Genomic DNA, 25,742 nt, shown 5'->3' on the forward strand with positions numbered 1-25,742 from the left:
AGAGCAGGCGTGCAGACATGGTTCAAGCCTCGGAAGCGGATTGCTTGTAGTTGTAACCGATCGGGTGCGGCATGTTGCGCGCCTTGGCCAGTTCGATCTGCTTCTGCCGGTCGATGGCACTGCGACGGGTTTTCTCGCTCAGCTTATCCCAGCAGTGCGGGCAACTGATGCCGGCCACATAGTGCTCGGATGCGCGGTCTTCAACGCTGACGGGCGTACGACAGGCATGACATTGATCGTAGTCGCCTTCGCTGAGATCGTGACGAACGGTCACGCGGTTATCGAACACGAAGCAGTCGCCCTGCCATTTGGTTTCTTCCTGCGGCACCTCTTCGAGGTACTTCAGGATGCCGCCCTTGAGGTGATAGACCTCGTCGAAACCCTGACTGAGCATGTAGCTCGACGCCTTCTCGCAGCGAATGCCGCCGGTGCAGAACATCGCGACTTTCTTGTGCACGGCCGGGTCGAAGTTGGCTTTGATGTAGTCGGGGAATTCGCGAAAACTGGTGGTCTTCGGATCGATGGCGCCTTCGAAGGTGCCGATCGAGACTTCGTAGTCATTACGGGTGTCGATCAACAGCACTTCCGGATCGCTGATCAGCGCGTTCCAGTTCTGCGGATCCACATAGGTGCCGACCTTTTTGTTCGGGTCCACGCCCTCAACGCCCAGGGTGACGATTTCTTTCTTGAGTTTGACTTTGGTGCGGTAGAACGGCTGTTCGTCGCAGTACGACTCTTTGTGGTCGATGTCGTCCATGCGCGGGTCGTTCTTGAGCCAGGCCATCAGCCCGTCGATGCCTTCGCGGCTGCCGGACACGGTGCCGTTGATGCCTTCTTCGGCGATCAGCAGCGTGCCTTTGATGCCGTTGTCGATCATCGCTTGCAGCAGTGGCTCACGCAGATCAACGTAATTTTCCAGGGTGACGAACTTATACAGTGCCGCCACGACAATCTGTTGTGTCATGGGTGATTCTCCAGGTGGCTACCCTCGTAAGGGGTGAACCGGATGCGAAAAAAAACGCGCCGGGTAAGCGGCGCGTTGCGGATTCTAGCAAAAAACCAAGGGTTAATGCTTGCTGCCGCCAGCACAGGTCGGCGAGGCCGGAGCCGCATCGATCTGCGCCCATTCCTCCGGCGTGTAGGTATGCAGCGCCAACGCATGGAACTCGCCCATCAGTTCGCCCAAAGTGCCGTACACCTTCTGGTGACGCTTGACGCGATTGAGCCCTTCGAACTGCCGGCTGACCACCACCGCCTTGAAGTGGGTCTGCAACCCACGGCTGTGCATATGGCTTTCATCCAGCACTTGCAGGTGCTCGGGCTGTAGCAGCCCCAGCGTCGATTCGATGCGTTGTTGCATGGTCATACCCGGCTCCGCTTAAGGCTTTTTCTTGGCTGCAGGAGCAGCGGCGCCGGCTTTAGGATCCAGCTCGTTAGTCATGTCTGCCAGCAGTTTGTTGACCACAGGCACCGCGCTTTCCAGCTTGGCTTGAGTCATCTGGGCCGATTGCTGAGTCAGCTGCGGCATTTTTTCCAGGACTTTCTTGCCCAGTGGCGACTGGTAGAACGCCACCAGATCCTTGAGCTCGGATTCGCTGAAGTTGGTGGTGTAGAGCTTGACCATGTCCGGCTTCAGCTTGTTCCAGCCAATGGCTGCGTCCAGCGCTGCGTTGGCCTTGGCCTGATAAGTTTCCAGAACGGCTTTCTTCGACTCAGGGGCTTTGGTCTGTTCAAAGCGCTGAGCGAACATTTGCTGCACTTGCATGTACACCGGAGTGCCCAGTTTGTCAGCGTGCGCCAGGGTCAGGAAAGCTTCGGCACTGGCGTTGTGGCTGGCGGTATCGGCAAAAACCTGGCCGCTGGCGCAAACCAGTGCAACCGCGGTACAGATGGCACGAAGACGAGTCATCGAGTTTCCTTTTCTAGCAGGCGAGGTATAACCCCAAGGGCGCCCATTCTGCGCCTAAAAAAGTGTGTCGCTCAACCCCAAGCCTTGTCGCGACTGATTTAGAGGGGTTGAACGGTCAAATTCCAGACTGATGGAACCACAACCGGCGATCACAGCCTAAACTGCGCTATCAGACCTACAGGAGTGTGCATGATGAGCCGTATCGAAACCGACAGCCTGGGCCAGGTGGAAGTCCCGGATGACGCTTACTGGGGCGCTCAGACGCAACGCTCGCTGATTAATTTCGCCATTGGCAACGAACGCATGCCGCTGGCTGTGTTGCATGCCCTGGCCCTGATCAAGAAAGCCGCGGCACGCGTCAACGATCGTAATGGCGACCTGCCCGCCGACATCGCCCGCCTGATCGAACAAGCGGCCGACGAAGTGCTCGACGGCCAACATGACGACCAGTTCCCGCTGGTGGTCTGGCAGACCGGCAGCGGCACCCAGAGCAACATGAACGTCAACGAAGTGATCGCCGGTCGCGCCAACGAACTGGCCGGCAACCCGCGCGGTGGCAAGAGCCCGGTGCACCCCAACGATCACGTCAACCGCTCCCAGAGTTCCAACGACTGCTTCCCCACGGCCATGCACATCGCGACGGTTCAGGCGGTGCAACAGCATTTGCTGCCGGCGATCGCTGAGTTGTCCGGCGGCTTGGCGGAGCTGTCCGCGCGGCACATGAAACTGGTCAAGACCGGTCGTACCCACATGATGGACGCCACGCCGATTACCTTCGGTCAGGAACTCTCGGCGTTCATCGCACAACTGGATTACGCCGAGCGGGCGATCCGCAGCGCGTTGCCGGCGGTCTGTGAACTGGCCCAGGGCGGCACCGCGGTCGGCACCGGGTTGAACTCACCCCACGGTTTTGGCGAGGCGATCGCCGCCGAACTGGCCGCCCTCTCCGGCCTGCCGTTCGTCACCGCGCCGAACAAATTCGCCGCACTGGCCGGTCATGAGCCACTGACCACGCTGTCCGGCGCCCTGAAAACCCTCGCCGTGACCCTGATGAAAATCGCCAACGACCTGCGCGTGCTGGGCTCCGGACCGCGAGCCGGGTTTGCCGAGGTGAAACTGCCGGCCAACGAGCCAGGCAGCTCGATCATGCCCGGCAAGGTCAACCCGACCCAGTGCGAAGCGTTGTCGATGCTGGCCTGTCAGGTGTTGGGCAACGACGTCGCCATCGGTTTTGCCGCCAGTCAGGGGCATCTGCAATTGAACGTGTTCAAACCGGTGATCATCCACAACCTGCTGCAATCGATCCGCTTGCTGGGCGACGGCTGCAGCAACTTCCAGCAGCATTGCATCGCCGGCCTGGAACCGGATGCCGAGAAAATGGCCGAGCATCTGGAACGAGGCTTGATGCTGGTGACGGCGCTGAACCCGCACATCGGCTACGACAAATCAGCCGAGATTGCCAAGAAGGCCTACAGCGAGGGGCTGACACTGCGTGAGGCGGCGTTGAAGTTGGGGTATCTGACCAATGAAGAGTTCGATGCGTGGGTGAGGCCGGAGAATATGCTGGAGGCAGGGGCCAAGGGCTGAGTTCTCTAGCGCCCGACAGTCAGTCATCGCGGGCAAGCCACGCTCCCACAGGTTTTGTGTCAATCACAACACCCGTGAGCGACCCAAAACCTGTGGGAGCGTGGCTTGCCCGCGATGAACGATAACGCGGTCTAACTGGCTGCCATCCGCACCCGCCGTGCCCTGAGCCCGGCGATCAACGATGGCCCCAACGCCACCAGCGCCGACCCGAGCACCACCAGCACCGCCCCGCCATAACCCAGACCGTTGATCGTTTCGGCATGCACAAAATCAGGCCATAACCAGGCCGCCACGGCCACCGCGGCAAAGGTCACCAGCGGCGTGATCGCCAGCGTCGCGCTGACCCGCGACGCTTCCCAATGGGCCAGGGCTTCGGCGAAGGCGCCATACGCGATCAGGGTGTTCAAGCAGCACGCCAGCAGCAACCAGCCTTGCAGCGGGCTCAGTTGCAGCGCTTCCAGCGGATGCACCCACGGCGTCAGCAACAGCGCGCAGAACAGGTAAATCACCATCATCACCTGCAACGAGTTCCACACCGTGAGCAACTGCTTCTGGCCCAAGGCATAGAAGGTCCAGACCGTCGACGCCAACAGCACCATCAGCACACCCGCGGTGTAATCGGTCAGGGAGGTGAGCAACTCGCCCAGGCGCTGATTGAAGAACAGTGCAAAGCCGATCAGCAGCACCAGCAGGCCAATCCCCTGCCCCACGCTGAAACGCTCCTTGAACACGAACAGACTGGCGATCAGCAACATGATCGGGCCCATCTGCACCACCAGTTGTGCGGTGCCGGCGCTGAGCAGGTTCAGGCCCATCAGGTACAGCACGTAGTTGCCGACCAGTCCGAGTACCGCCATCAACACCAACCAGCCACCGCGCGGGCCGAGGACTTTGCGACTCGGCAAGCGTCTGGTCGCCGCCAGATATATGAACAGGCACCCGCCGGACACCATCAGGCGAAACCAGGTCACCGTCACTGGGTCCATCACCAACAGCACTTGCTTGAGTTTGATCGGCAGGATTCCCCACAACAACGCGGTCAGCAAGGCCAGGAATAAACCGTACACCCAGCGACCCGATGAAATATGCATGCTGCCCCCGAAGCCCATTGGCAAGAATGCTCATTCTAGGCTCAGACCAGAGCGCGACACAGGGACAGTTGCCCTCGGGCCGCGAATGAAACTGTGCAGGTCGCACCATGACATTGACGGGATGCCGTCGATCAGCTCGCCAGGCGTTGCAAAGGGTTCATGCATAAGCTCATTGAAACCGCCCTCTGCAGGAGATCGCCCATGTACGGCATGCGCGCCCAGGACACCGCCCCCGCCACGCACTTTCGCTGTGAGCGGTTGTGTCGTGTCAATGGGGAGCTGTATTTCACCACCCGGGAACAGACCCTGGAGGGGCCGTTCGATAATCCGGCGACGGCCGAGAAGGAGATCCAGGCTTATATCGAGCGGATGCAGGTTTTGAGCATGAACATGTCATCGAGATGACAACACCCGCGAGCATAACTGCTCTCGCGGGGTGTAAGCGCAACATACAAGGAGCGAGGCTTGCCCGCGAAGGCGACCTTACGGAATTACCGCACCGCCTCAAACAACCCCGTAGCCCCCATCCCACCGCCCACGCACATGGTGACGATGCCGTAGCGCAAGTTGCGTCGCTGCAACTCGCGCACGATGTGCCCCACCTGACGCGAACCGGTCATGCCGAACGGGTGGCCGATGGAAATCGAGCCGCCATTGACGTTGTATTTGTCGTTGTCGATTTCCAGCCGATCGCGGCTGTACAGGCATTGCGAGGCGAACGCTTCATTGAGCTCCCACAAATCAATGTCGGCAATCTGCAACCCCTTGGCCTTGAGCAACTTCGGCACCGAGAACACCGGGCCGATGCCCATCTCGTCCGGCGGGCACCCGGCCACGGTGAAACCGCGAAAGAAGGCTTTGGGCTTGAGCCCCAGCGCCAGGGCTTTTTCCAGGCTCATCACCAGGGTCATCGAAGCACCGTCGGACAGCTGCGAAGAGTTGCCGGCCGTTACTGAGCCGTCTTCGGCAAACACCGGTTTCAATCCCGCCAGGCTTTGCAGGGTGGTGTCGGGGCGGTTGCAGTCATCGTGATCGACAATGCCGTCGAGGATCTGCACCTGGCCGGTGGCCTTGTCTTCAACGCGATACTTCACCGCCATCGGCACGATTTCATCGTTGAACAACCCGGCGGCCTGCGCCAGAGCGGTACGTTGCTGGCTTTGCAGGGCGTACAGATCCTGCTCTTCACGACTGACGCTGTAACGACGCGCGACGATCTCGGCCGTCTGGCCCATGGGGAAATAGATACCTGGCACCTGCTCTTTCAGCAGCGGGTTGATCAGGTGGTCGGTGTTGACGCTTTTCATGGTCAGGCTGATCGACTCGACACCGCCGGCGACGATGATGTCGCTGCAACCGGAAGCGATCTGATTGGCGGCAATCGCGATGGCCTGCAAGCCCGACGAACAGAAGCGGTTAAGGGTCATGCCACCCGTGCCGATGCCCAGGTGCGACAGCACCGCGACGTTGCGACCGATATTGTAACCCTGGGCACCTTCGTTGGAACCGGCGCCGACGATGCAATCCTCGACGCTGGACGGGTCGACGTCATTGCGCGTGAGCAGCGCGTTGACACAGTGGGCCGCCATGTCATCGGGACGGGTCATGTTGAACTTGCCGCGAAAGGATTTGGCCAGGCCGGTCCGCACGCTGTCGACGATCACCACTTCACGCATGGCATACACCTCATTGTTGTTGTCAGTCGGGAGTTGGATCGAGCATAAGTCCCACTCATGACTGACCGCGACAATCATTCACCCCGCGTATGCGTAACCATCGGCTCAGCGCTTGCGCTTTTGCAGTTTCTTCTCCCGTTTGTCGGACTTTTCGAATGCTGTTTCCAGCGCCTCATTGAGGGTGCGCAATACCTTGACCCGCGCCCAGCGCTTGTCGTTGGCTTCCACCAGGGTCCAGGGCGATACCTCGGTGCTGGTGCGGTCGACCATATCGCCGACCGCGGCGCGGTAATCGTCCCACTTGTCGCGGTTACGCCAGTCGTCTTCAGTGATCTTGAAACGCTTGAAGGGGATCTCTTCGCGCTCCTGGAAGCGCTCCATCTGAGTCTGTTTGTCGATGGTCAGCCAGAACTTGACCACGATCACCCCGGCATCGTCGAGCTGCTCTTCGAAGTCGTTGATCTCGCTGTAGGCACGCAACCAGTCCGCCTCGCTGCAAAAACCCTCGATGCGCTCCACCAGCACCCGGCCATACCAGGAACGATCGAACACAGTGAATTTTCCCCGCGCCGGAATATGCCGCCAGAACCGCCAGAGATACGGCTGCGCCCGTTCTTCTTCGGTAGGCGCGGCGATCGGCACGATGTTGTACTGACGTGGGTCGAGTGCCGCGGCCACCCGACGGATCGCCCCGCCCTTGCCTGCCGCGTCGTTGCCCTCGAACACCGCGATCAACGCGTGACGACGCATGCGTTTGTCGCGCATCAGCCCGGAAAACCGTGCCTGCTCGGTAATCAGTTGCTCTTCGTAATCGTCCTTGTCCAGGTTCAGGGTCAGGTCCAGGCTGTCGAGCAGATTCACGTGATCGACGCTGGGAGACAAGGGCGCGGCACTGACTTTGTGCGGGTGAATCCTGGGTCTCTTGAGTGCGCTCTGCAGGCCCTCGAGCAGAATCTTGCCGACCGCCAGGCTGCGATAACGCGCATCCAGGCCGGCAATCACATGCCACGGCGCATAGTCGCGGCTGGTACGGCGCAGCACCCGTTCGCCGTACTTCACGAACTTGTCGTAGGTCGCGGATTGTTGCCAGTCCAGCGGGCTGATGCGCCAGCTGTGCAGCGGATCGTCGTTCAGCGCCTTGAGCCGCGCTTTCATTTGTTTCTTGGAGAGGTGAAACCAGAACTTGAAGATCAGCGCGCCTTCGTCGCACAACATCTTCTCCAGCCGTTCGGCGCCGTTGATGGCTTGATCGAGTCGCGGATCCTTGAACAAACCATGAACCCGCCCTTGCAGCATCTGGCTGTACCAGTTACCGAAGAAAATCCCCATGCGCCCCTTGGCCGGGAGCATCCGCCAATAGCGCCAGGCGGGTGGTCGAGCCAGCTCTTCGTCGGTTTGCTGGTCGAAGGTGCGGACCTCGATCAGGCGCGGGTCCATCCATTCGTTGAGCAACTTGACCGTCTCGCCCTTGCCGGCCCCTTCGATGCCGTTGATCAAAATGATCACTGGAAAACGGTGTTGCTGCCGAAGTTCGAACTGCGCTTCGAGCAAGGCTTCACGCAGGGCCGGCACTTCGGCTTCATAGGTTTCTTTGTCAATGGCATGACCGATTTCGGCGGATTCGAACATGGAGACGCTCCTTCCAGGATTGAGCAAGACTAGCGGATTGACGTCTCATGCGCAGGACAAATCCATCTTTGAGACTGATACGAACCCTGTGGTGAGGGAGCTTGCTCCCGCTGGACGGCGAAGCCGTCCCGATACCAAAAAACTTGTACTCCGGGGGTACATAGACAACCAACTTGCGGCTGCTTCGCACCCGAGCGGGAGCAAGCTCCCTCGCCACAAAACGACGATTCTCCCTGCCCCCCGAATGTGGCACTTGCCACGGATCAAGCACCACCGTGGCGATCGGCTAGAATGGCGGTCTTGCCGTTGCCGAGCCTGCCATGAAACCTGTATTGCCCCACGCCCAGCTCGACTGGGACGACCAAGGTCGCCCGCGTTCGCGGGTGTTCGATGATGTGTACTTTTCCGACCAGTCGGGCCTTGAAGAAACCCGTTACGTGTTTCTGGAGCAAAACGATTTGCGCGACCGCTTCGCCGCATTGCCGGCGGGTGGGCGACTGGTGATTGGCGAAACAGGTTTCGGCACCGGACTGAATTTTCTCTGTGCCTGGCAGTTGTTCGAACAGCACGCAGTGGCCGGTGCGCGGCTGCATTTTGTCAGTGTCGAAAAGTACCCGCTGAGCACCGCCGATCTGCAACGGGCCCTGGCGTTATGGCCGGATCTCAAGCCGTTCGCCGATCAATTGCTGGCGCAATACGTGGCGATTCATCAAGGTTTCCAGCGCCTGGTGCTGGGCAATGGCCGCGTCACATTGACCCTGCTGATTGGCGATGCACTGGAGCAGTTGCCACAACTGGACGCGCAGATCGACGCCTGGTTCCTCGACGGTTTCGCCCCGGCGAAAAACCCCGACATGTGGACCGCCGAGCTGTTTGCCGAACTGGCCCGTCTGGCGGCACCCGGCTCGACCATCAGCACCTTCACCAGCACCGGTTGGGTGCGCCGACTGCTGAATGCGGCGGGCTTCAAGATGAAGCGAACGCCAGGCATCGGCCACAAGTGGGAGATCCTGCGGGGCACCTTTCTTGGCTGGCCTGAGGAGGTGGCGAAAGCGACCATGACAAAACCCTGGTTCGCTCGCCCTCAACCGCTGGCCGGCGAACGCCGCGCCCTGGTGATCGGTGCCGGGCTGGCCGGTTGCGCCAGCGCCGCCAGTCTCGCCGCGCGGGGTTGGCAAGTGAGCCTGTTGGAGCGCCACGAAGCACTGGCGCAGGAAGCCTCGGGCAACCCTCAGGGTGTGCTGTACCTCAAGCTTTCGGCCCACGGCACCGCGCTGTCGCAATTGATCGTCAGCGGTTTTGGTTACACCCGGCGCCTGCTGGAACAGTTGCAGCGCGGCGTCGACTGGGACGATTGCGGGGTCTTGCAACTGGCCTTCAATGCCAAGGAAGCCGAACGTCAGGCGCAATTGGCCACGGCCTTTCCGCCAGACCTGGTACACCTGCTCGATCAACCGCAAGCACAGGCCCGGGCCGGTATCGAACTGGAGCACGGCGGCCTGTTCTTCCCCGAAGGCGGCTGGGTTCATCCGCCCGCGTTGTGTCAGTGGCAGGCGTCTTCAATGAACATTCAGTGGCTGCCCCATCGCGAGGTGCTGGAACTGCGCAAGGTCGATGATCAATGGCAGGCCTGGGACGGCGAGACGCTGCTGGCCAGCGCGCCCGTGGTGATTCTCGCCGGTGCCGCCGAGATCAAACGCTTCCCCCAGAGCGCCGAGCTGCCCCTCAAACGCATTCGCGGCCAGATCACCCGACTGGCGCAAACCCCTGAAAGCCAGAGCCTGGCGACCGTTGTCTGCGCCGAAGGCTATGTGGCGCCTGCTCGTCTGGGCGAACACACCCTCGGCGCCAGCTTCGATTTCAAGAGTGATGATCTGACCCCGACCGTCGCCGAGCACCTCGGCAACCTGGCGTTGCTCGAAGAAATCTCCACCGACCTGGTCACCCGCCTGCATGTTCAAGACCTGGACACGCAGCAGCTTGAAGGGCGCGCGGCGTTCCGCTGCACCAGTCCCGATTACCTGCCGATCGTCGGACCGTTGGCCGATCAGACCAGCTTCGCCAATGCCTATGCCGCGCTGAGCAAAGATGCCCGGCAAGTGCCCGACGTGCCCTGCCCGTGGCTTGATGGGTTTTACGTCAACAGCGGTCATGGCTCTCGCGGTTTGATCACCGCGCCATTGTCCGGAGAGCTGCTGGCGGCATGGCTTGAAAACGAGCCTTTGCCCTTGCCCAAAGCCGTGGCCGAGGCCTGCCATCCCAACCGTTTTGCCTTGCGCCAGTTGATTCGCGGAAAAGTCTGACACACCGACTTATAACTTATCGGTCTAAAACTCCAGGGATTCAGCCGGGTCAGTTTCCGGGTACCCGCCGTTTTTGGCGGGTATCGATTGACCCTCCCCAACGGAAAAACCGGTAAGGACTTATGTGCGGATTAGCTGGAGAATTACGTTTCGACCATCAACCTGCGGACCTCGCAGCCATTGAACGAATCACCCATCACCTGGCCCCTCGCGGCCCTGATGCGTGGGGTTTCCACAGCCAAGGCCCGATTGCCCTGGGCCATCGGCGCCTGAAAATCATGGACCTGTCGGACGGCTCGGCGCAGCCGATGATCGATAACCAACTGGGCCTGTCCCTGGCCTTCAACGGCGCTATCTACAACTTCCCGGAACTGCGCACCGAGCTGGAAAGCCTCGGTTATGCCTTCTACTCCGGTGGCGACACCGAAGTGCTGCTCAAGGGCTATCACGCCTGGGGTGAAGCGCTGTTGCCCAAGCTCAACGGCATGTTCGCCTTCGCCATTTGGGAACGTGACGCCCAGCGTCTGTTCATCGCCCGCGACCGTCTCGGTGTGAAGCCGCTGTACCTGTCGCGCACCGGCCAGCGCCTGCGCTTTGCCTCGGCATTGCCGGCATTGCTCAAGGGCGGCGACATCAACCCGATCCTCGATCCGGTGGCGCTCAATCATTACCTGAACTTCCACGCGGTGGTCCCGGCCCCTCGCACCTTGCTGGCGGGCATCGAAAAACTGCCCCCGGCCAGCTGGATGCGTATCGAAGCCGACGGCACCACCGAGCAGAAAACCTGGTGGACCCTGCCCTACGGCCCACATGCCGACGAACTGAATCTGACCCTCGAAGACTGGCGCGATCGCGTGCTCGACAGCACCCGTGAAGCGGTGGCGATCCGTCAACGGGCGGCGGTGGATGTCGGTGTGCTGCTGTCCGGTGGTGTCGATTCGAGTCTGTTGGTGGGGCTGTTACGCGAAGTCGGGGTCGAAGACTTGTCGACCTTTTCCATCGGTTTCCAGGACGCCGGTGGCGAGCGCGGTGATGAATTTCAGTATTCGGACCTGATCGCCAAACACTACGGCACCCGGCATCACCAACTGCGTATCGACGAACAAGAGATCATCGAGCAACTGCCGGCAGCGTTCCGCGCCATGAGCGAGCCGATGGTCAGCCATGACTGCATTGCCTTCTACCTGCTGTCCCGGGAAGTGGCCAAGCATTGCAAAGTGGTGCAGAGCGGCCAGGGCGCGGACGAGTTGTTCGCCGGGTATCACTGGTATCCGCAGGTGGACGGCGCGAGCGATCCGTATGCGGCATATCGCGATGCGTTTTTCGACCGCAGCTATGCCGACTATGCCGCCACAGTGCAACCGAAATGGCTGACAGCCAACGATGCCGCCGGCGACTTCGTGAAGGAACATTTCGCACAGCCCGGTGCCGACGCAGCGGTGGACAAAGCCCTACGCCTGGACAGCACCGTGATGCTGGTGGACGACCCGGTCAAACGGGTCGACAACATGACCATGGCCTGGGGCCTGGAAGCGCGCACGCCGTTTCTCGACTATCGCCTGGTGGAATTGTCAGCGCGGGTGCCGGGCAAATTCAAACTGCCGGATGGCGGCAAGCAAGTCCTGAAAGAGGCGGCGCGGCGGGTGATTCCGAGCGAAGTGATCGATCGCAAAAAAGGCTACTTCCCGGTGCCAGGTCTCAAGCATTTACAGGGCGACACACTGAACTGGGTGCGTGAACTGCTGCTCGATCCGAGTCAGGATCGCGGCCTGTTCAACCCCGCCATGCTCGACCGCCTGCTGACCGATCCGCAAGGCCAGTTGACCCCGTTGCGCGGCTCCAAGCTGTGGCAATTGGCGGCCCTGAACCTGTGGCTCAGTGAACAAGGAATCTGATCGATGAAACCCCACGCCACGGCTTACAGCCAACGCCTGTTGCGCGGTCAGGCGCCCTCCTACGAACGCTTGCAGGCACGCCTGGCCGAAGACGGCAGTGCATTGAGCGACGTGCCCATCGCCGTGCATTGCGGTTGGGGCCGGTTGTTGATCGGCCATACCTTTCCCGATGCGGCGAGCCTCGCCCAAGAGTTGCTCAATGAGCAACCCGGTGAGCGGGACATCGCCTTGTACGTCGCCGCCCCCCAGCAAGTGCTGGGGCTGGAACCGGCGCAACTGTTTCTCGACCCGTCCGATACTTTGCGCCTGTGGTTCAGCGATTACCGTCAGGCCACCCGGGTGTTTCGCGGTTTTCGCATTCGTCGGGCGCAAAGCGAGGCGGACTGGCAGGCAATCAATCAGCTGTATCAGGCCCGCGGCATGCTGCCGATCGATGCAGGTTTGCTGACGCCCCATCATCAGGGCGGCCCGGTGTACTGGCTGGCCGAAGACGAGGACAGCGGCGCGATTATCGGCAGCGTCATGGGCCTCAATCACCACAAGGCATTCAACGATCCGGAAAACGGCAGCAGCCTGTGGTGCCTGGCGGTGGATCCGCAATGTTCCCGCCCAGGCGTCGGTGAAGTGCTGGTGCGGCACTTGATCGAACACTTCATGAGCCGTGGGCTGAGTTACCTGGACCTGTCGGTGCTGCACAACAACCGTCAGGCGAAGAGTCTTTACGCCAAACTCGGTTTTCGCAACTTGTCGACCTTTGCGATCAAGCGCAAGAACGGCATCAACCAGCCGTTGTTTCTCGGCCCCGGCCCCGAAGCCGAGTTCAATCCGTATGCGCGGATCATCGTCGAAGAGGCTCATCGGCGCGGCATTGAGGTGCAGGTGGATGACGCCCAGGCCGGTCTGTTCACCTTGATTCACGGCAGTCGCCGGGTGCGTTGCCGCGAATCCCTGAGCGATCTGACCAGCGCCATCAGCATGACCTTGTGCCAGGACAAAAGCCTGACTCACAAGGTGCTGAAAAACGCCGGCCTCAAACTGCCTGCCCAACAACTGGCGGGAAGCGCGGACGACAATCTGGCGTTTCTCGACGAGCACGAACGGGTGGTGGTCAAACCGCTGGACGGTGAACAGGGTCAAGGGGTGGCGGTGGATTTGCGCAGTATTGAGGAGGTCCAGCAAGCCATCGAAAACGCCCGTGCATTCGACAGTCGAGTGCTGCTGGAAAGTTTTCACGAAGGCCTCGATTTGCGGATTCTGGTGATCGGCTTCGAGGTGGTCGCGGCTGCCATTCGCCGGCCGGCGGAAGTGGTGGGTGATGGTCAGCATTCCATCGGTGCGCTGATCGAGGCCCAGAGCCGTCGCCGTCAGGCAGCGACCAGCGGCGAAAGCAAAATCCCGCTGGATCAGGAGACCCAACGTACCTTGCAGGCGGCGGGTTATGACTACGCCAGTATTCTGCCGGCCGGCGAGCACTTGTTCGTACGGCGCACGGCGAATCTTCATACCGGCGGCATCCTTGAAGACGTCACGGCGATTCTGCACCCAGCCTTGGTGGACGCGGCGGTGCGCGCGGCGCGAGCGCTGGATATTCCGATGGTCGGGCTCGACCTGATGGTACCGGCCGCCGACCAGCCGCAGTACGTGTTTATCGAAGCCAATGAACGCGCCGGCCTGGCCAACCATGAACCGCAGCCGACGGCCGAGCGGTTTGTAGATTTGTTGTTTGCACATAGTCAGCCGGCAGTCCCTTAGTGATGTGTTGTCTGTACCAACACCATCAGGAGTTTCCATGACCAGCAAAATTCCCGAACCGGATCTCGATTACCTGCAAAAAGTCCTGCTGGAAATGCTCGCCATTCCCAGCCCCACCGGGTTCACCGACACCATCGTGCGGTACGTGGCCGAGCGCCTCGAAGAGCTGGGCATTCCCTTTGAAATGACCCGTCGCGGCACCATCCGCGCGACTCTCAAGGGCAAGAAGAACAGTCCGGACCGAGCAGTCTCCGCTCACCTGGATACCATTGGCGCGGCGGTTCGCGCGATCAAGGACAACGGACGCCTGACCCTGGCGCCCGTCGGCTGCTGGTCCAGCCGTTTTGCCGAGGGCAGCCGCGTCAGCCTGTTCACCGACAACGGCGTGATCCGCGGCAGCGTGTTGCCGCTGATGGCTTCCGGGCACGCGTTCAACACCGCCGTGGATGAAATGCCGATCAGCTGGGATCACATCGAATTGCGCCTGGACGCCTATTGCGCCACCCGCGCCGATTGCGATTCGCTGGGGATCAGCGTCGGCGATTTCGTCGCCTTCGACCCGTTGCCGGAGTTCACCGAAAGCGGCCACATCAGCGCCCGTCACCTCGACGACAAGGCTGGCGTTGCCGCACTGCTGGCGGCACTGAAAGCGATTGTCGACAGCGGCGAAGAGTTGATGATCGACTGCCATCCGCTGTTCACCATCACCGAGGAAACCGGCAGTGGTGCGGCGGCTGCCCTGCCCTGGGATGTCAGCGAATTCGTCGGCATCGACATCGCGCCGGTCGCGCCCGGCCAGCACTCCAGCGAACACGCGGTGAGCGTGGCGATGCAGGATTCCGGCGGGCCTTATGACTATCATCTGTCGCGGCATCTGCTACGCCTGGCCGCTGACAACGAACTGCCGGCACGTCGGGACCTGTTCCGCTATTACTTCAGCGATGCTCACTCGGCCGTCACCGCCGGCCATGACATTCGCACCGCCCTGCTGGCCTTCGGTTGCGACGCCACTCACGGCTACGAACGTACCCACATCGACAGCCTTGCCGCTCTCAGCCGTTTGCTCGGCGCCTACATTCTCAGCCCGCCGGTATTCGCCAGCGATGCACAACCAGCCACGGGATCGCTGGAGCGGTTCAGTCACCAGATCGAGCACGAGACGCAGATGGAAAGCGATACCCGGGTACCGTCGGTGGATAGCCTGCTGGGACAGCGCACAGAAAGCTGAGGCGAACACTGGTGATGTGTTCATATCCGCCGTAGCATCGCGCCAATGTTTAACCGAGGTGCCTTATGCTGATCCCCCACGACCAACTTGAAGTCGATACCCTGACCCGCCTGATCGAGGATTTCGTGACCCGTGACGGCACGGACAACGGCGATGACACGCCGCTGGAAACCCGTGTGTTGCGTGTGCGTCAGGCATTGACCAAGGGCCAGGCGCTGATCGTCTTCGATCCGGAAAGCGAGCAATGCCAGTTGATGCTCAAGCACGACGTGCCCAAGCACCTGTTCGACTGAAGCCCTTAACGAGCCTTGGCTTTTGCCTGTTTGATCTGGATGCGCTCGTAGACTTCGGCGCGGTGTACGTTGACCTGCTGTGGCGCTTCAACACCGAAGCGCACACTGCTTCCGTTGACGGCGAGCACCCGCACGGAAATGTTGTCACCAATGGATATCAATTCGCCCACAACGCGACTGAGTACAAGCATGGCATTCATCCTTCAGGGTTACCGGCCCCTGAAGATGCCCTGCGCAGAGCGGGTCTTCAATGCAACGACCGCAAAACAGTCCCGCCCTACAATGCAGGCTGCATCACCCTGACGGACGTGTCTGACAAACCGCTTGAATGAAGGACCGATCCGTCAGGAAGCGGTAAGGCGCGGACCAAACAAAATGACAGTCGCCCCGAGTACACACAGCGCCACGCCGATCCAGTCCGAGCCCAGTGGTCGAATCCGCTCGACCACCGCCAGCCAACCAACCGACGCGATGATGTAGATGCCACCGTAGGCGGCATAGGCGCGACCGGCGTAGTTCGCTTCGACCCGGGTCAGCAGTAGCGCGAATAACGTCAGGCTGAACAAGGCCGGGATGACCCACCACACGCTTTTACCCTGGCGCAGCCACATCCAGAAAGCGAAGCAGCCGGCGATTTCGAACAGCGCGGCGAGGAAAAACCACAGGTAATTGAGCATGCAAACGTCTCGTTGGGATGGCCGGTTGGCGGCCACCCTAACGACGGTGTTGCGCACAGGCAAGTTCAGCCTGCGTTTTGTTTGGCCTTGGCGCGCATTTTGTCGGCCATCACAGTCATTTCGTTGTAGAGCAATTGCGGGTCTTTCTGTTTGATCGCCCAGGCCATACGGCCCTGCTCGTGAGGCAGGATCAAGAATTCGCCAGCGGCGACCTGCTGATAGATGTAGTCGGCAATGTCAGCAGCGGTGATCGGTGAGCTTTCCAGCAATTTGCCGACCTGGGCTTTCATGGCCGGGGTCGGGCCACGGAAGGAGTCCAATAGATTGGTCTGGAAGAACGACGGGCAAACTACATGCACGCTGACTTCCTCATGGGCCAGTTCAATCAGCAAACTTTCGGACAACGCCACCACACCCGCCTTGGCCACGTTGTAGTTGCTCATGGCCGGGCCTTGCATCAGCGCCGCCATCGAGGCGATGTTGATGATTTTGCCTTTGCTTTTCTCCAGCAGCGGCAGGAAGGCCTTGCAACCCTTGACCACGCCCATCAGGTTGATCGCGATTTGCCAATCCCAGTCCTCCAGCGACAGTTCACTGAAGAACCCGCCCGAGGCCACGCCGGCATTGTTGACGATGACATCGATACCGCCGAGTTTCTCTTCGCAGGCTTGGGCGAAGGCGGTCAACTGACTGTAGTCGCGCACATCGCAGCGCTGAATGAAGCCGTCACCGCCGGCTTCGCGCACCAACTTGAGGGTTTCCTGCAGACCGGGCTCACTGACATCCGACAAGGCCAGCTGCCAGCCTTCACGCGCCCAGCGCAGCGCGATTTCGCGACCCAGGCCTGAGCCCGCGCCAGTGATCATCATGCGATTTTGCATAGCAAACAGCCTTGTTGTTCCGGGGAAGATGCACCGAGTGTAGCGAAGGATAATGCGCTACCCACGCTCCATCAGAGTGCTGAATGGCCAGCGATGAACCACGGCGCGGTGCGGTTGTTTCAACTTCGAAACACAGCAAAAGAAATAAACATACTTTCCAAAAACATTAAAAAAACTTGGAATTTTTCTTCATAGCCATGAGTCGGATTTTTTAAGCAGCTAGGATTAATACAAGTCCAGCTGATGGCTAAAACGCCAGGTCAAACCCACAACGCTTCCAACAAGGAAATAGACATGGGCACAATTCTTATCGTTATTCTTATCCTGTTGCTGATAGGCGGCCTGCCGGTCTTCCCGCACTCCAGAAGTTGGGGTTATGGCCCGTCCGGTATCATCGGCGTGGTGTTGGTGGTGCTGTTAATCCTATTGCTGCTTGGCAAGATATAGAGATTCTACCGGCAAAAAAAAGAGGCCCTGCGAAGGGCCTCTTTTGTATTCCGGAAAAACTTAGTCCGGTTTGCCGTCAACCACACCGGCGGTGTTGTCCAACAGGCTCTTGGTAGCCGTCTGGATGAACGACTCGAGCTTCTGCTTGAGCGCCGCTTCGTCAGCCGATGCCGGGATCACTTCACCTTTCGGGTTAGCGCCCAGTTCGTATTGATACAACCTTGGCGGCATCTCTTTAGGCAGTACCAGCACGCGGTCCGCGGTGAGCAAGGCGACCGTCTGATCGCTGCCCGACGGCTTGATCATGCCGAAACCCTTGTCACCTTCCGGCAGGTTCAGCAAGTCACGCCCCCAGCATTGATGGACCACATCGCCACCCACGCGGCCCATGATGGTCGGCACGATGTCGATCTGGGTGCCCACAGTGTGGTCGACCTGACCGAATTTTTCCTGTATGCCCGGCCCGATCATTAGCATCGGCACGTTGAAGCGGCCCAGGTCCATTTCGGTGATCTGTTGTTCGTTGCCAAAACCGTGGTCGCCGACGATCACGAACAGGGTTTCCTTGAAGTACGGCTCTTTGCGAGCCTTTTCAAAGAACTGACCCAATGCCCAGTCGGAGTAGCGCATGGCGGTCAAGTGTTCGTTGAGGCTGCCACGATCGGTCACGCGCTCCACCGGCAATGGTGTCGGCAAGGCGTATGGCGTGTGGTTGGACAGGGTTTGCAGCAAGGCATAGAACGGTTTCTTGTCCTTGCCGTCGCGGGCTTTCAACTCTTCCAGGCCACGGTTGAACATGTCCTGGTCAGACACGCCCCAGGTCGGGTCGGAGAACACCGGGTTGACGAAGTCATTGCGCCCGATGAAGTTGGTCATGCCCTGGTTGCTGAAGAAGCCCGACTGATTGTCCCAGGCGAAGTCGCCGTTATAAACATACACATCGTCGTAGCCACGAGTACTGAGCAACTGTGGCAGGCCGGACAGTTTGTGGCTGCCTTCCGGGGTCTGCATCAGGTATTCGAAACCTGGCAGGTTCGGGAAGCAGGCCATGGTGGCGAACATACCTTGGTGGGTATGGGTGCCGTTGGAGAAGAAACGGTCGAACAACAGACCTTCTTTCGACAGTTTGTCGAAGGAAGGCGTGATCTCGCCCGGACGTCCCAGAGCGCCCACCGAGTGACCGGCGAAGCTTTCCATCAGGATCACCACGACGTTCTTGATCGGCAGTGTCTTGTTGGCGTCGGGGGTGTAGTTGCGACGCACCGCGGCGGTCTCCGGGTTCACCAGTTTGTCGCTCGGAGTCAGCAGCATATCGCGCACGGTCTGCTGGGCCAGAGGTTGTTCCAGTGTGGCTTTCCAGATGTTGTCGCGCTCTTCGGACATCCGGCTCTTGGCCGCGGCGATCAGCGACAGCGTGCCGTTGAGGCCCAACTGGTTGGCGAAATTCGAGTCGGTGGTGTAGACGTCACCCCAACGCAGCGGCGGGCCCTGGCGCAGGGTGCCACGCGCCGCGACCACACAGACCATCAGGCAGACCACGAACACCACGCCGCGCGCATACCACGGAGCGACCTGGCGCGTGCCGATGCTGCCACCGCTGAACGGCCCGCGAGGACGTGTGGCGCGGTCGGCGCCCTTGAACGCGAGGGTCAGAATCAACGTGCCCACACCCCAGGCCAACAGGTAGCGAACTACCGGAAAACCGTACCAGAGCATGCTCATCACGGTTTTCGGGTCTTCTTTCACATACTGGAAGACCAGGCCGTTGAGGCGCTGGTGGAACTCGCGGTAAAAGTCCATCTCCATCAGGCCGAGGAACAGCGCGATACTCGAGGCAACAGTCAACCAGAGCCGGAAGAACCCGCGGGCCGCCATGGCCCGGGCGCTGAACAGGGCCAGCAGCAGCGGAACGCTGAGGTAAACCACCAGGCGCAAGTCGAAACGCAGGCCATTGGCGAACGCTTCCAGGAAGGTCGAAGCCGGTGTGTCGAGGATCATCGAGCGGTTGTAGACCAGCAGCGCGACGCGCAGCAGGCTGAACATGACCATCATGATCAGGGCGCACAACAGCGTGTAGGCCAGATGCGATTTGACGGTCGGTTGCAGCAGGCGACTAGTAGCTCGCTGCTGATTCAGGGCGTCCGGGTTTGCCATGTCGTTTTAGGACCCATTGGAAGTTGAAGTTACAAAAATACAGTGGCGCCTTGCCCTCTGTTGGCCATCCTCGGCCCCGGGGCGTGCGCGGTGCGCAAATGTTGCACGATCAACCGCGGCATTGCCATTGATTACTGCCCGACAGCCAAACTGCCGCTCATAGCGGTCAGGGACAAGCGGCGTGGGCGCAAAGTTGCGGGTTGATTCGTTGAGGCGAATTGTCTTGGAGAGATTGTGAAAATTTCGTTCAACGCATATCCGGAAACAAAATAACTCCCCTCCCCTGGTAGAAATGAAACGCCCCGATTTGATCGGGGCGTTGTGGAACAGGCCGCATCAACTGGATACGCGGCTACTTCTCGGCACGTTCTTTCAGGGCTTTGAGAGTATTGAACGGCGCATCGACCACGAACTTGTTGGCCAACCACGACGGCACGCTGCCGCCTGGATCAGTGTGAACCTGATAAGTCACTTCGACTTGATCGCCTTTAGGCACGAACTTCCAGAAACCCTTGACCTGGGCGACCCGTACAAAACCCTTTTCTTCCGGAAGGTACTTCGGCTGCCCTTCCAGCTCGCGGGTCAGGCTGCCATCAGCGCCGTCAACGGTAGTGACATGCAACACCGAATCGCGAGCAGTGACCGGCCAGGGTGTATTGAACTGAGTGTAGGTCCAGCTCTGGTTGCCTTCGTGCTTGAGCAGCTTCTGGACCTTGCACTCGTGAATCCAGGCGCAGGCTCCCGGAACATCTTCCTGCAGTGCACGCAGTTTGGCCATGGTGGTCTTCATGATCGTTACACCACGGTAAGCCTTGTATTGGGAACCGGCCACCTCACTCAAGGACACCTTGATGCCATCTTCGTCCTTGGCGGTTTTCCAGTCTTCGGCCTGGGCCGTGGAGGCCAGCAAAACCGTCAAACCACACAGCACAGCGATACGATGCAGCGAACCCATAGTCTTATTCCTTATTGTTGAAGTTCCGTTCGTTGAACACATCACGCGGCCGTCATTTGCTCCCACCAGCCCAGCAATTTGATCGCTTCGTCGCGGCTGCTTCCGCAAACCTCGACATCGGCCTCAAATGCCGAACACACCGCGGGGCGTTCCGGCTTGCCGAAAATGCTGCACAGGTTATCGGCAGACAGTTGTACGCATCGTTCTCCGGCGGCTTTGCCATTGGGCATGCCGGGAATCGGCGAACTGATGGAAGGGGCAATGCAACAGGCGCCACAGCCTTCACGGCATCTCATGACGACAAGCTCCTCGCGACGAGCAATGTGTTAAAGGGACGCGGCACAGAGTAACGGCTAAAACAGTTGTTTTAAATTACCCGGGCCCGGGTTTTTACGCTCAAACGAACGTGACTGACCAGTCTCCGACAAAGCGTCTGTTTCGCGGGTCACGAACAGGGGGAAATTTACTGCTTGAACTCGAATTCCAGTGCCGCGCCTTCAACGTCCCGGCGCTCTTCATTGCGCCGTTGCAGCTGCATTTCGTTGCTGATCAGGCGACCGTTCAGCTGAAACGGACTGCTTTTGCCACCGAACATTTGCGGCAACACCGCATCGTGTCGAGGCAACGGTACCGTGCCGACCGGTTTCAATTCATCGACCTTATCCTTGGGCAAGCTCAAGTCGAGATTGGCGGGAGGGAGGTTGGTTTTCAACACTTCGCTGGCTGGTTTTGACTTGGAAGCAATGGGAGAACGCTTTTTGACCGGGGCAGCCTTTTTTTTGACCGGAGCGGTTTTTATAGCCGTCGCCGGTTTTTTCGCGGTTGCGGCGGCTGTCGGTTTTTCCTGAACGGAAGCCGCCATGACACCTTCCGCATGACAAGTCATCAACAGGCAGATCAATAACCAGGCAGAAGGAAAAATCGGCTTCATGGACCCAACGACGCGAACGGCAGAAGGTTATATGCTCGCCTGTTGGAGGCGACAAGACAAGCGGGCAGTTCATAACTGCCCCGCAAGTCAAAAACCGCTCGTTGTCTCCTGACACAATTGCGTCGCCAGCAGCCCCAGTGTCATCAATGCACGCTCGGCCTCGCGGTTCCAGGGGATGCCGCAGTTCAGGCGAATGCAGTGATTGAATTGCTCGGTGTTACTGAAAATAAGCCCCGGCGCAATGCTGATGCCCTGCTGCAGCGCACGCACATGCAACTCTTGCGTATTGACCCGCCCCGGCAAACTGACCCACAGAATGAAACCGCCGGTAGGCCGGGTCATCTGTGTGCCTTCCGGGAAGTACTGCTGCACTGCCAGTTGGAAAGCGCTGAGGTTCTTGCGGTACTCCTGACGGATGTAACGCAAATGCCGGTCGTACCCGCCGTTCTCCAGATAGGCGGCAATGCCCATTTGCGTGACACTGCAGGCCGAATGCGTGCTGAACGTCTGCAAGCGCTGAATTTCCTGCTGGTACTTGCCGGCAATCATCCAGCCGATCCGCACGCCGGGCGACAGGGTTTTGGAGAAGCTGGAGCAATAAATCACCCGATCCAGCCGGTCATAGGCCTTGAGCGATTTGGTGCGCCCCTGCTCGAACATCAGCTCGCCATAAATATCGTCTTCAACGATCTGGATATCGAAATCCGAGGCCAGGCGCAGCAGTTGCTTCTGCCGCTCTTCGGGCATGGTGCCGCCCAAGGGATTGCTCAGGCGCGTGGTCAGCACCAGTGCCTTGATCGACCACTGGTTGGCCGCCAATTGCAAGGCCTCGAGGCTCATACCGGTGGCCGGATCGCTGGGGATCTCGATGACTTTCAGCCCCAGCAGGTCAGCCAGTTGCAGCAAACCGTAATAGGTCGGCGACTCGGCGGCGATCAGATCGCCCGGCCGGGTCAATACGCGCAGAGACATCTGCAACGCATCGACGCAGCCGTGGGTGATTACCACTTCCGACGGATCAACCACCACGCCGGCGTCGCGCATGCGGATCGCCACTTGCCGACGCAACGGCTCGAAACCAGGGCTGAACATATAGCTGAACGCGCGCGGACTATGGAAACGGGTGACTTTGGCCAGTTGCTGATGCAGTGCCCGCACCGGCAGATAATCGACACTCGGTACAGCCGCGCCCAACGGGAAGACCCCCTCACGGCGGGATTCGACCAGGACTTGCTGAATGATGCTGCTGCGGGTGACCAGGCCTGGGCGCTCGACCCGGGCGATGTCCGGGGTCGGTGCCGTCAGGGCAGGTGTCTGGTGCACGTAGTAACCGGATTGCGGCCGGGCACGGATCAGCCCTTGATCTTCAAGGTTGGCGTAGGCCTGCAACACCGTCGCATGGCTGACGTTGAGCTGCGAGCTCATCTTGCGTACTGAAGGCACGCGCTCTCCCGGCTGATAGACGCCGCGGCGGATGTCTTCGGCCAGTTGCTGAGCAATACGTTGATAGAGCAAGAGATTGGTCATGACGCAGCACTCGATTTCACGGGCATTTTATTCTTGTGTGAAACAATACCGGAACAGTTTAGAAGTGTACTGGGACAGTTACTACAATAGTCGACCATACAGTGCGGTGTCAGCAAAAGCTGTACTGTTTTACGACGCATTTGACGGGCGCAAAAAAACCCGGCGCTGCTGAGCAGGCCGGGTTTTTCCAGTGACGCAGCCCTTAACGGGCCGCGCCGAGCTGGCCTTTTTCGTCGGAGAACACAATTTCCACCCGACGGTTCTGCGCACGACCGCGCTCGGAAGCGTTGGCGTCCACCGGGTACTCATCGCCGTACCCTTCAACCTGGATGCGTTTGTCGTCGATGCCCAGGTCTGTCAATACATCAGCCACCGATTGCGCCCGGTCGCGGGACAGCTTGAGGTTTTCCTGTTTACCGCCAGTGCTGTCGGTATAACCCTCGATCCGCACCACACGCTTAGGGTTGAGCTGCAAGAACTGGACGATTTTCAACACCACGCGGTTCGCCGAGCTCTTCAGCTCCGCTTCACCGGTATCGAACAGCACATCACCCAGGGTCATCACCAGACCACGGTCAGTCTGGGTGGTCGCCAACGCCACGATCTGCTCTTCGAGCCACTTGCCCTGTTGCTGCACGCTAAGCAACTTGGACTCACGCAGCGCCAATTGCAGGCGCTGACGCTCGAGTTCGAGCTTCGCTGCGCGCTCTTCGTTGAGCACTTGATTGGTATGTTCCCGGGCGATTTCGCTGTAGCGCTGGCTCAGGTAGGCGTAATGCGCCACGTCCGAACCGCTGCCCCAGTAGCTGGACAGTCGATCGGCGCGGGCCAGGGACTCGCCGGCACGAATCACGTCCTTGGGCGCGATACGCAACACGTTGGAGTCTTCCTTGACCTTCTGGAAGTCGGCACCGGCCTGCTGCAACGCCACTTCGCTGTGTTGACCGGCGCAGCCATAAAGGCTTGCGCAGCCGGCCAGGATCAAGCCGCCGAGTGCTTTGGTCTTCAGGTTCATTGAGCATCTCCCAGTTGCTTGCGCAGGCGGGCGATGCGGGTATTGAGCACGTTCAACTGCGCCTCACTCTTGAGGGTCAGAACCCGGGCTTCGGCCAGGCGCGCGTCCAGCTCGGCCTGCTCGGCCCGCATGCGCGCATTCTTGAAGGACTGGTCGGCCATGTTGCCCTTAGCACGGTTGAACTTGTCCTGGGCCAGTTTCAGCTCCGGCACTTCCTCGGCGGTAGCGCCCACGGCCTTGGCTTGTTCGAGGGCCTGTTCGGTCAGGCGTATTTGTTCATTCGGCGCCGGATCGGCTGCACAACCCGCCAGAGCCAGAACGGCCAGGGCAGCGAAAAGAGGTCGAATACTCACTAAAAATCCCTACTGTTTTGGGGTACTGACAGGTTGTGGCTGCGGCTGTGAGCCTTGCGCTTTCCAACGCTCGATATTGCGCAGCAACGCAGCTTCCGTCAGTCCGGAGGCGGGCAATTCTGTCATCTTTTTGGCCAGCTGTCCGCGCAACCAAGGATCGTTACAGGCGGAGTTATGGGAAACCGCGAGGTACAGGCCGGGTTTGTCGATGGGTTGTGAGTGGGCCATCAAGTCATTGGCCATCCCCAGCGTTTGCACCATGGCCATGCCCGAGTAGCGACCGGCGAGGACAAACTCCACCTCGCCCAGCAGCAATTTCTGAAAGGCCTGAGTCAGATTGGGTGTGCGCAAGAGGGTCAATTGCTGCTCGGCGAAAGTGCCGAATGAAGGGCTCACTCGAGCCTTTTCCGACAACGCGCCGGGATGACCGTGGAGGTCCTGCGCTTCGTTGTAAACCAATAACGAGTCGTTGCGAGTCCAGACCAGATAATCGTTTTCCAGCATCGCAGGATGGATGTAATCCAGATTTTCCAGTTCAGTGACCATCAACGGCGCATCGGCCAGCATGTCCATCCGCCCGCTGCGCACTTCATCCAGGGCCTGGGAGCGTTTGCCGGCATAGAGCAGCTCAACCTTGATGCCCAACTCCCCCGCCACTTGCTGCAACAAATCAGCACTGGCGCCAATCAGGTGCTTAGGGTTTTGCGGGTCTTGCCACAGGTACGGTGGTGCGTCGGGACTGCCGGTCACGATCAAGCGTTCGCATTTGCCTGCAGCGCTGGACAGCCCCGGCATCAGCGCCAGACTTAAACACAATCCTGGCAAAAAAGAGCAGCCAAACCAGTGGCGCAGATCCATGGCAACACTCTCCCCACTCAAATCCGGAACAAAAAAAGCCCGACCAAAAGGCCGGGCTCTTTATAAGTCAAGCCGCCGGATTAGACCAGCTTCTCGAACTCAGGGATGGCTTCGAACAGGTCTGCCACCAGGCCGTAATCGGCCACCTGGAAGATCGGCGCTTCTTCGTCCTTGTTGATCGCAACAATCACTTTGGAGTCTTTCATGCCGGCCAGGTGCTGGATCGCGCCGGAGATACCGACGGCGATGTACAGCTGTGGCGCAACGATCTTGCCGGTCTGACCGACCTGCATGTCGTTGGGTACGAAACCTGCGTCAACCGCAGCGCGCGAAGCACCGACGGCAGCGCCCAGCTTGTCGGCCAGGGCGTACAGGTGTTTGAAGTTGTCACCGTTCTGCATGCCACGACCGCCGGAAACGACGATCTTGGCAGCGGTCAGTTCCGGACGATCGGACTTGGCCAGTTCTTCGTTGACGAAGCTGGAAGTGCCGGCGTTGTGAACAGCGGCAACAGCTTCAACGGCGGCCGAACCACCTTCAGCCGCCACCGGGTCGAAACCGGTCGCACGCACGGTGATCAC

General features: G+C 59.8%; 26 protein-coding genes. 8 read left to right on the forward strand and 18 right to left on the reverse strand.

Going from position 1 to position 25,742, the window contains the following annotated elements; all coding sequences use genetic code 11:
• Window positions 1-22: 22 nt before the first annotated feature.
• From trhO to AC1DQM_RS27295, 3 genes are all read right to left on the reverse strand, one after another.
• The gene (gene trhO / locus AC1DQM_RS27285; protein WP_018929865.1) at window positions 23-964 is read right to left on the reverse strand and encodes an oxygen-dependent tRNA uridine(34) hydroxylase TrhO; all 942 of its coding nucleotides are present in this window, start codon (window positions 962-964) and stop codon (window positions 23-25) included.
• A gap of 102 nt (window positions 965-1,066) precedes the next feature.
• On the reverse strand, window positions 1,067-1,366 hold the full coding sequence (locus AC1DQM_RS27290) for a BolA family protein (protein WP_007939900.1): 300 nt from the start codon (window positions 1,364-1,366) through the stop codon (window positions 1,067-1,069).
• A gap of 12 nt (window positions 1,367-1,378) precedes the next feature.
• Window positions 1,379-1,909 carry a DUF2059 domain-containing protein gene (locus AC1DQM_RS27295; RefSeq protein WP_018929867.1) on the reverse strand — a complete coding sequence of 177 codons (531 nt, stop codon included), beginning with the start codon at window positions 1,907-1,909 and terminating at the stop codon, window positions 1,379-1,381.
• A 192-nt stretch (window positions 1,910-2,101) separates the two neighbouring features.
• On the opposite strand from AC1DQM_RS27295, the gene AC1DQM_RS27300 reads away from it, so the two are divergent.
• Window positions 2,102-3,496, forward strand: a complete 1,395-nt coding sequence (locus AC1DQM_RS27300) for a class II fumarate hydratase (protein ID WP_018929868.1) — start codon at window positions 2,102-2,104, stop codon at window positions 3,494-3,496.
• A 131-nt stretch (window positions 3,497-3,627) separates the two neighbouring features.
• Here AC1DQM_RS27300 and AC1DQM_RS27305 read toward each other — a convergent pair whose 3' ends face one another.
• The gene (locus AC1DQM_RS27305) at window positions 3,628-4,587 is read right to left on the reverse strand and encodes a DMT family transporter (protein WP_064621206.1); all 960 of its coding nucleotides are present in this window, start codon (window positions 4,585-4,587) and stop codon (window positions 3,628-3,630) included.
• Window positions 4,588-4,788: 201 nt separating this feature from the next.
• Here AC1DQM_RS27305 and AC1DQM_RS27310 point away from each other — a divergent pair, with 201 nt between their 5' ends.
• A complete protein-coding gene (locus tag AC1DQM_RS27310; RefSeq protein WP_111454902.1) occupies window positions 4,789-4,992 on the forward strand; it encodes a DUF6316 family protein in 204 nt (67 codons plus the stop codon).
• A gap of 86 nt (window positions 4,993-5,078) precedes the next feature.
• Here the strand turns inward: AC1DQM_RS27310 and AC1DQM_RS27315 are convergent, their stop codons facing one another.
• A complete protein-coding gene (locus AC1DQM_RS27315) occupies window positions 5,079-6,263 on the reverse strand; it encodes a thiolase family protein (RefSeq protein ID WP_442115277.1) in 1,185 nt (394 codons plus the stop codon).
• 105 nt (window positions 6,264-6,368) lie between these two features.
• Window positions 6,369-7,892 carry a polyphosphate:AMP phosphotransferase gene (gene pap / locus AC1DQM_RS27320; protein WP_305409819.1) on the reverse strand — a complete coding sequence of 508 codons (1,524 nt, stop codon included), beginning with the start codon at window positions 7,890-7,892 and terminating at the stop codon, window positions 6,369-6,371.
• A 320-nt stretch (window positions 7,893-8,212) separates the two neighbouring features.
• On the opposite strand from pap, the gene mnmC reads away from it, so the two are divergent.
• The 5 genes from mnmC to AC1DQM_RS27345 all read left to right on the forward strand — a co-directional run bounded on the left by mnmC (window position 8,213) and on the right by AC1DQM_RS27345 (window position 15,363).
• Window positions 8,213-10,195, forward strand: coding sequence for a bifunctional tRNA (5-methylaminomethyl-2-thiouridine)(34)-methyltransferase MnmC2/FAD-dependent 5-carboxymethylaminomethyl-2-thiouridine(34) oxidoreductase MnmC1 (gene mnmC / locus AC1DQM_RS27325; RefSeq protein WP_442115278.1), 1,983 nt, complete (start codon window positions 8,213-8,215; stop codon window positions 10,193-10,195).
• A gap of 122 nt (window positions 10,196-10,317) precedes the next feature.
• Window positions 10,318-12,090, forward strand: coding sequence for an N-acetylglutaminylglutamine amidotransferase (locus AC1DQM_RS27330; protein WP_111454906.1), 1,773 nt, complete (start codon window positions 10,318-10,320; stop codon window positions 12,088-12,090).
• A 3-nt stretch (window positions 12,091-12,093) separates the two neighbouring features.
• Window positions 12,094-13,842 carry an N-acetylglutaminylglutamine synthetase gene (gene ngg / locus AC1DQM_RS27335; protein ID WP_442115279.1) on the forward strand — a complete coding sequence of 583 codons (1,749 nt, stop codon included), beginning with the start codon at window positions 12,094-12,096 and terminating at the stop codon, window positions 13,840-13,842.
• Between the two features lie 37 nt (window positions 13,843-13,879).
• Window positions 13,880-15,070 (forward strand): osmoprotectant NAGGN system M42 family peptidase, encoded by a 1,191-nt coding sequence (locus tag AC1DQM_RS27340; protein WP_018929876.1) that lies wholly within the window; start codon window positions 13,880-13,882, stop codon window positions 15,068-15,070.
• Between the two features lie 65 nt (window positions 15,071-15,135).
• Entirely contained in the window at window positions 15,136-15,363 is a 228-nt protein-coding gene (locus AC1DQM_RS27345; protein ID WP_003199186.1) for a YheU family protein, read from the forward strand.
• A 5-nt stretch (window positions 15,364-15,368) separates the two neighbouring features.
• Here AC1DQM_RS27345 and csrA read toward each other — a convergent pair whose 3' ends face one another.
• The 3 genes from csrA to AC1DQM_RS27360 all read right to left on the reverse strand — a co-directional run bounded on the left by csrA (window position 15,369) and on the right by AC1DQM_RS27360 (window position 16,921).
• Window positions 15,369-15,554, reverse strand: coding sequence for a carbon storage regulator CsrA (gene csrA, locus AC1DQM_RS27350; protein WP_064616631.1), 186 nt, complete (start codon window positions 15,552-15,554; stop codon window positions 15,369-15,371).
• 153 nt (window positions 15,555-15,707) lie between these two features.
• Window positions 15,708-16,040: a YnfA family protein gene (locus AC1DQM_RS27355; RefSeq protein WP_258613301.1), complete on the reverse strand. Its 333-nt coding sequence runs from the start codon at window positions 16,038-16,040 to the stop codon at window positions 15,708-15,710.
• Window positions 16,041-16,105: 65 nt separating this feature from the next.
• Window positions 16,106-16,921: an SDR family oxidoreductase gene (locus AC1DQM_RS27360; RefSeq protein ID WP_018929879.1), complete on the reverse strand. Its 816-nt coding sequence runs from the start codon at window positions 16,919-16,921 to the stop codon at window positions 16,106-16,108.
• A gap of 288 nt (window positions 16,922-17,209) precedes the next feature.
• Here AC1DQM_RS27360 and AC1DQM_RS27365 point away from each other — a divergent pair, with 288 nt between their 5' ends.
• Window positions 17,210-17,368, forward strand: coding sequence for a DUF3309 family protein (locus tag AC1DQM_RS27365; protein WP_172901242.1), 159 nt, complete (start codon window positions 17,210-17,212; stop codon window positions 17,366-17,368).
• Between the two features lie 60 nt (window positions 17,369-17,428).
• Here AC1DQM_RS27365 and AC1DQM_RS27370 read toward each other — a convergent pair whose 3' ends face one another.
• The 9 genes from AC1DQM_RS27370 to AC1DQM_RS27410 all read right to left on the reverse strand — a co-directional run.
• The gene (locus AC1DQM_RS27370; protein WP_018929880.1) at window positions 17,429-19,522 is read right to left on the reverse strand and encodes an LTA synthase family protein; all 2,094 of its coding nucleotides are present in this window, start codon (window positions 19,520-19,522) and stop codon (window positions 17,429-17,431) included.
• Between the two features lie 352 nt (window positions 19,523-19,874).
• Window positions 19,875-20,477 carry an START domain-containing protein gene (locus AC1DQM_RS27375; RefSeq protein ID WP_018929881.1) on the reverse strand — a complete coding sequence of 201 codons (603 nt, stop codon included), beginning with the start codon at window positions 20,475-20,477 and terminating at the stop codon, window positions 19,875-19,877.
• 41 nt (window positions 20,478-20,518) lie between these two features.
• On the reverse strand, window positions 20,519-20,773 hold the full coding sequence (locus AC1DQM_RS27380) for a YkgJ family cysteine cluster protein (protein WP_007942053.1): 255 nt from the start codon (window positions 20,771-20,773) through the stop codon (window positions 20,519-20,521).
• Window positions 20,774-20,940: 167 nt separating this feature from the next.
• Window positions 20,941-21,408 carry a hypothetical protein gene (locus AC1DQM_RS27385; protein ID WP_026286700.1) on the reverse strand — a complete coding sequence of 156 codons (468 nt, stop codon included), beginning with the start codon at window positions 21,406-21,408 and terminating at the stop codon, window positions 20,941-20,943.
• An 87-nt stretch (window positions 21,409-21,495) separates the two neighbouring features.
• Entirely contained in the window at window positions 21,496-22,935 is a 1,440-nt protein-coding gene (locus AC1DQM_RS27390) for an aminotransferase-like domain-containing protein (RefSeq protein WP_018929883.1), read from the reverse strand.
• A gap of 202 nt (window positions 22,936-23,137) precedes the next feature.
• On the reverse strand, window positions 23,138-23,950 hold the full coding sequence (locus tag AC1DQM_RS27395) for an OmpA family protein (RefSeq protein ID WP_064616627.1): 813 nt from the start codon (window positions 23,948-23,950) through the stop codon (window positions 23,138-23,140).
• Window positions 23,947-24,303: a DUF4398 domain-containing protein gene (locus AC1DQM_RS27400; RefSeq protein WP_064616625.1), complete on the reverse strand. Its 357-nt coding sequence runs from the start codon at window positions 24,301-24,303 to the stop codon at window positions 23,947-23,949. Before AC1DQM_RS27400 ends, AC1DQM_RS27395 begins: the two co-directional genes overlap by 4 nt.
• 9 nt (window positions 24,304-24,312) lie before the next feature.
• On the reverse strand, window positions 24,313-25,161 hold the full coding sequence (locus AC1DQM_RS27405; RefSeq protein WP_064616624.1) for a substrate-binding periplasmic protein: 849 nt from the start codon (window positions 25,159-25,161) through the stop codon (window positions 24,313-24,315).
• A gap of 80 nt (window positions 25,162-25,241) precedes the next feature.
• Window positions 25,242-25,742: electron transfer flavoprotein subunit alpha/FixB family protein (locus tag AC1DQM_RS27410; RefSeq protein WP_477747121.1), on the reverse strand; the 501-nt coding region annotated here is incomplete at its 5' end.

This window comes from Pseudomonas sp. 01L34, assembly GCF_056400265.1.

Excerpts from the sequence above, each read along its gene's own strand:
- trhO (WP_018929865.1), bottom strand. The coding sequence starts at position 964 with ATGACACAACAGATTGTCGTGGCGGCACTGTATAAGTTCGTCACCCTG.
- AC1DQM_RS27290 (WP_007939900.1), bottom strand. The coding sequence starts at position 1,366 with ATGACCATGCAACAACGCATCGAATCGACGCTGGGGCTGCTACAGCCC.
- AC1DQM_RS27295 (WP_018929867.1), bottom strand. The coding sequence starts at position 1,909 with ATGACTCGTCTTCGTGCCATCTGTACCGCGGTTGCACTGGTTTGCGCC.
- AC1DQM_RS27300 (WP_018929868.1), top strand. The coding sequence starts at position 2,102 with ATGAGCCGTATCGAAACCGACAGCCTGGGCCAGGTGGAAGTCCCGGAT.
- AC1DQM_RS27305 (WP_064621206.1), bottom strand. The coding sequence starts at position 4,587 with ATGCATATTTCATCGGGTCGCTGGGTGTACGGTTTATTCCTGGCCTTG.
- AC1DQM_RS27310 (WP_111454902.1), top strand. The coding sequence starts at position 4,789 with ATGTACGGCATGCGCGCCCAGGACACCGCCCCCGCCACGCACTTTCGC.
- AC1DQM_RS27315 (WP_442115277.1), bottom strand. The coding sequence starts at position 6,263 with ATGCGTGAAGTGGTGATCGTCGACAGCGTGCGGACCGGCCTGGCCAAA.
- pap (WP_305409819.1), bottom strand. The coding sequence starts at position 7,892 with ATGTTCGAATCCGCCGAAATCGGTCATGCCATTGACAAAGAAACCTAT.
- mnmC (WP_442115278.1), top strand. The coding sequence starts at position 8,213 with ATGAAACCTGTATTGCCCCACGCCCAGCTCGACTGGGACGACCAAGGT.
- AC1DQM_RS27330 (WP_111454906.1), top strand. The coding sequence starts at position 10,318 with ATGTGCGGATTAGCTGGAGAATTACGTTTCGACCATCAACCTGCGGAC.
- ngg (WP_442115279.1), top strand. The coding sequence starts at position 12,094 with ATGAAACCCCACGCCACGGCTTACAGCCAACGCCTGTTGCGCGGTCAG.
- AC1DQM_RS27340 (WP_018929876.1), top strand. The coding sequence starts at position 13,880 with ATGACCAGCAAAATTCCCGAACCGGATCTCGATTACCTGCAAAAAGTC.
- AC1DQM_RS27345 (WP_003199186.1), top strand. The coding sequence starts at position 15,136 with ATGCTGATCCCCCACGACCAACTTGAAGTCGATACCCTGACCCGCCTG.
- csrA (WP_064616631.1), bottom strand. The coding sequence starts at position 15,554 with ATGCTTGTACTCAGTCGCGTTGTGGGCGAATTGATATCCATTGGTGAC.
- AC1DQM_RS27355 (WP_258613301.1), bottom strand. The coding sequence starts at position 16,040 with ATGCTCAATTACCTGTGGTTTTTCCTCGCCGCGCTGTTCGAAATCGCC.
- AC1DQM_RS27360 (WP_018929879.1), bottom strand. The coding sequence starts at position 16,921 with ATGCAAAATCGCATGATGATCACTGGCGCGGGCTCAGGCCTGGGTCGC.
- AC1DQM_RS27370 (WP_018929880.1), bottom strand. The coding sequence starts at position 19,522 with ATGGCAAACCCGGACGCCCTGAATCAGCAGCGAGCTACTAGTCGCCTG.
- AC1DQM_RS27375 (WP_018929881.1), bottom strand. The coding sequence starts at position 20,477 with ATGGGTTCGCTGCATCGTATCGCTGTGCTGTGTGGTTTGACGGTTTTG.
- AC1DQM_RS27380 (WP_007942053.1), bottom strand. The coding sequence starts at position 20,773 with ATGAGATGCCGTGAAGGCTGTGGCGCCTGTTGCATTGCCCCTTCCATC.
- AC1DQM_RS27385 (WP_026286700.1), bottom strand. The coding sequence starts at position 21,408 with ATGAAGCCGATTTTTCCTTCTGCCTGGTTATTGATCTGCCTGTTGATG.
- AC1DQM_RS27390 (WP_018929883.1), bottom strand. The coding sequence starts at position 22,935 with ATGACCAATCTCTTGCTCTATCAACGTATTGCTCAGCAACTGGCCGAA.
- AC1DQM_RS27395 (WP_064616627.1), bottom strand. The coding sequence starts at position 23,950 with ATGAACCTGAAGACCAAAGCACTCGGCGGCTTGATCCTGGCCGGCTGC.
- AC1DQM_RS27405 (WP_064616624.1), bottom strand. The coding sequence starts at position 25,161 with ATGGATCTGCGCCACTGGTTTGGCTGCTCTTTTTTGCCAGGATTGTGT.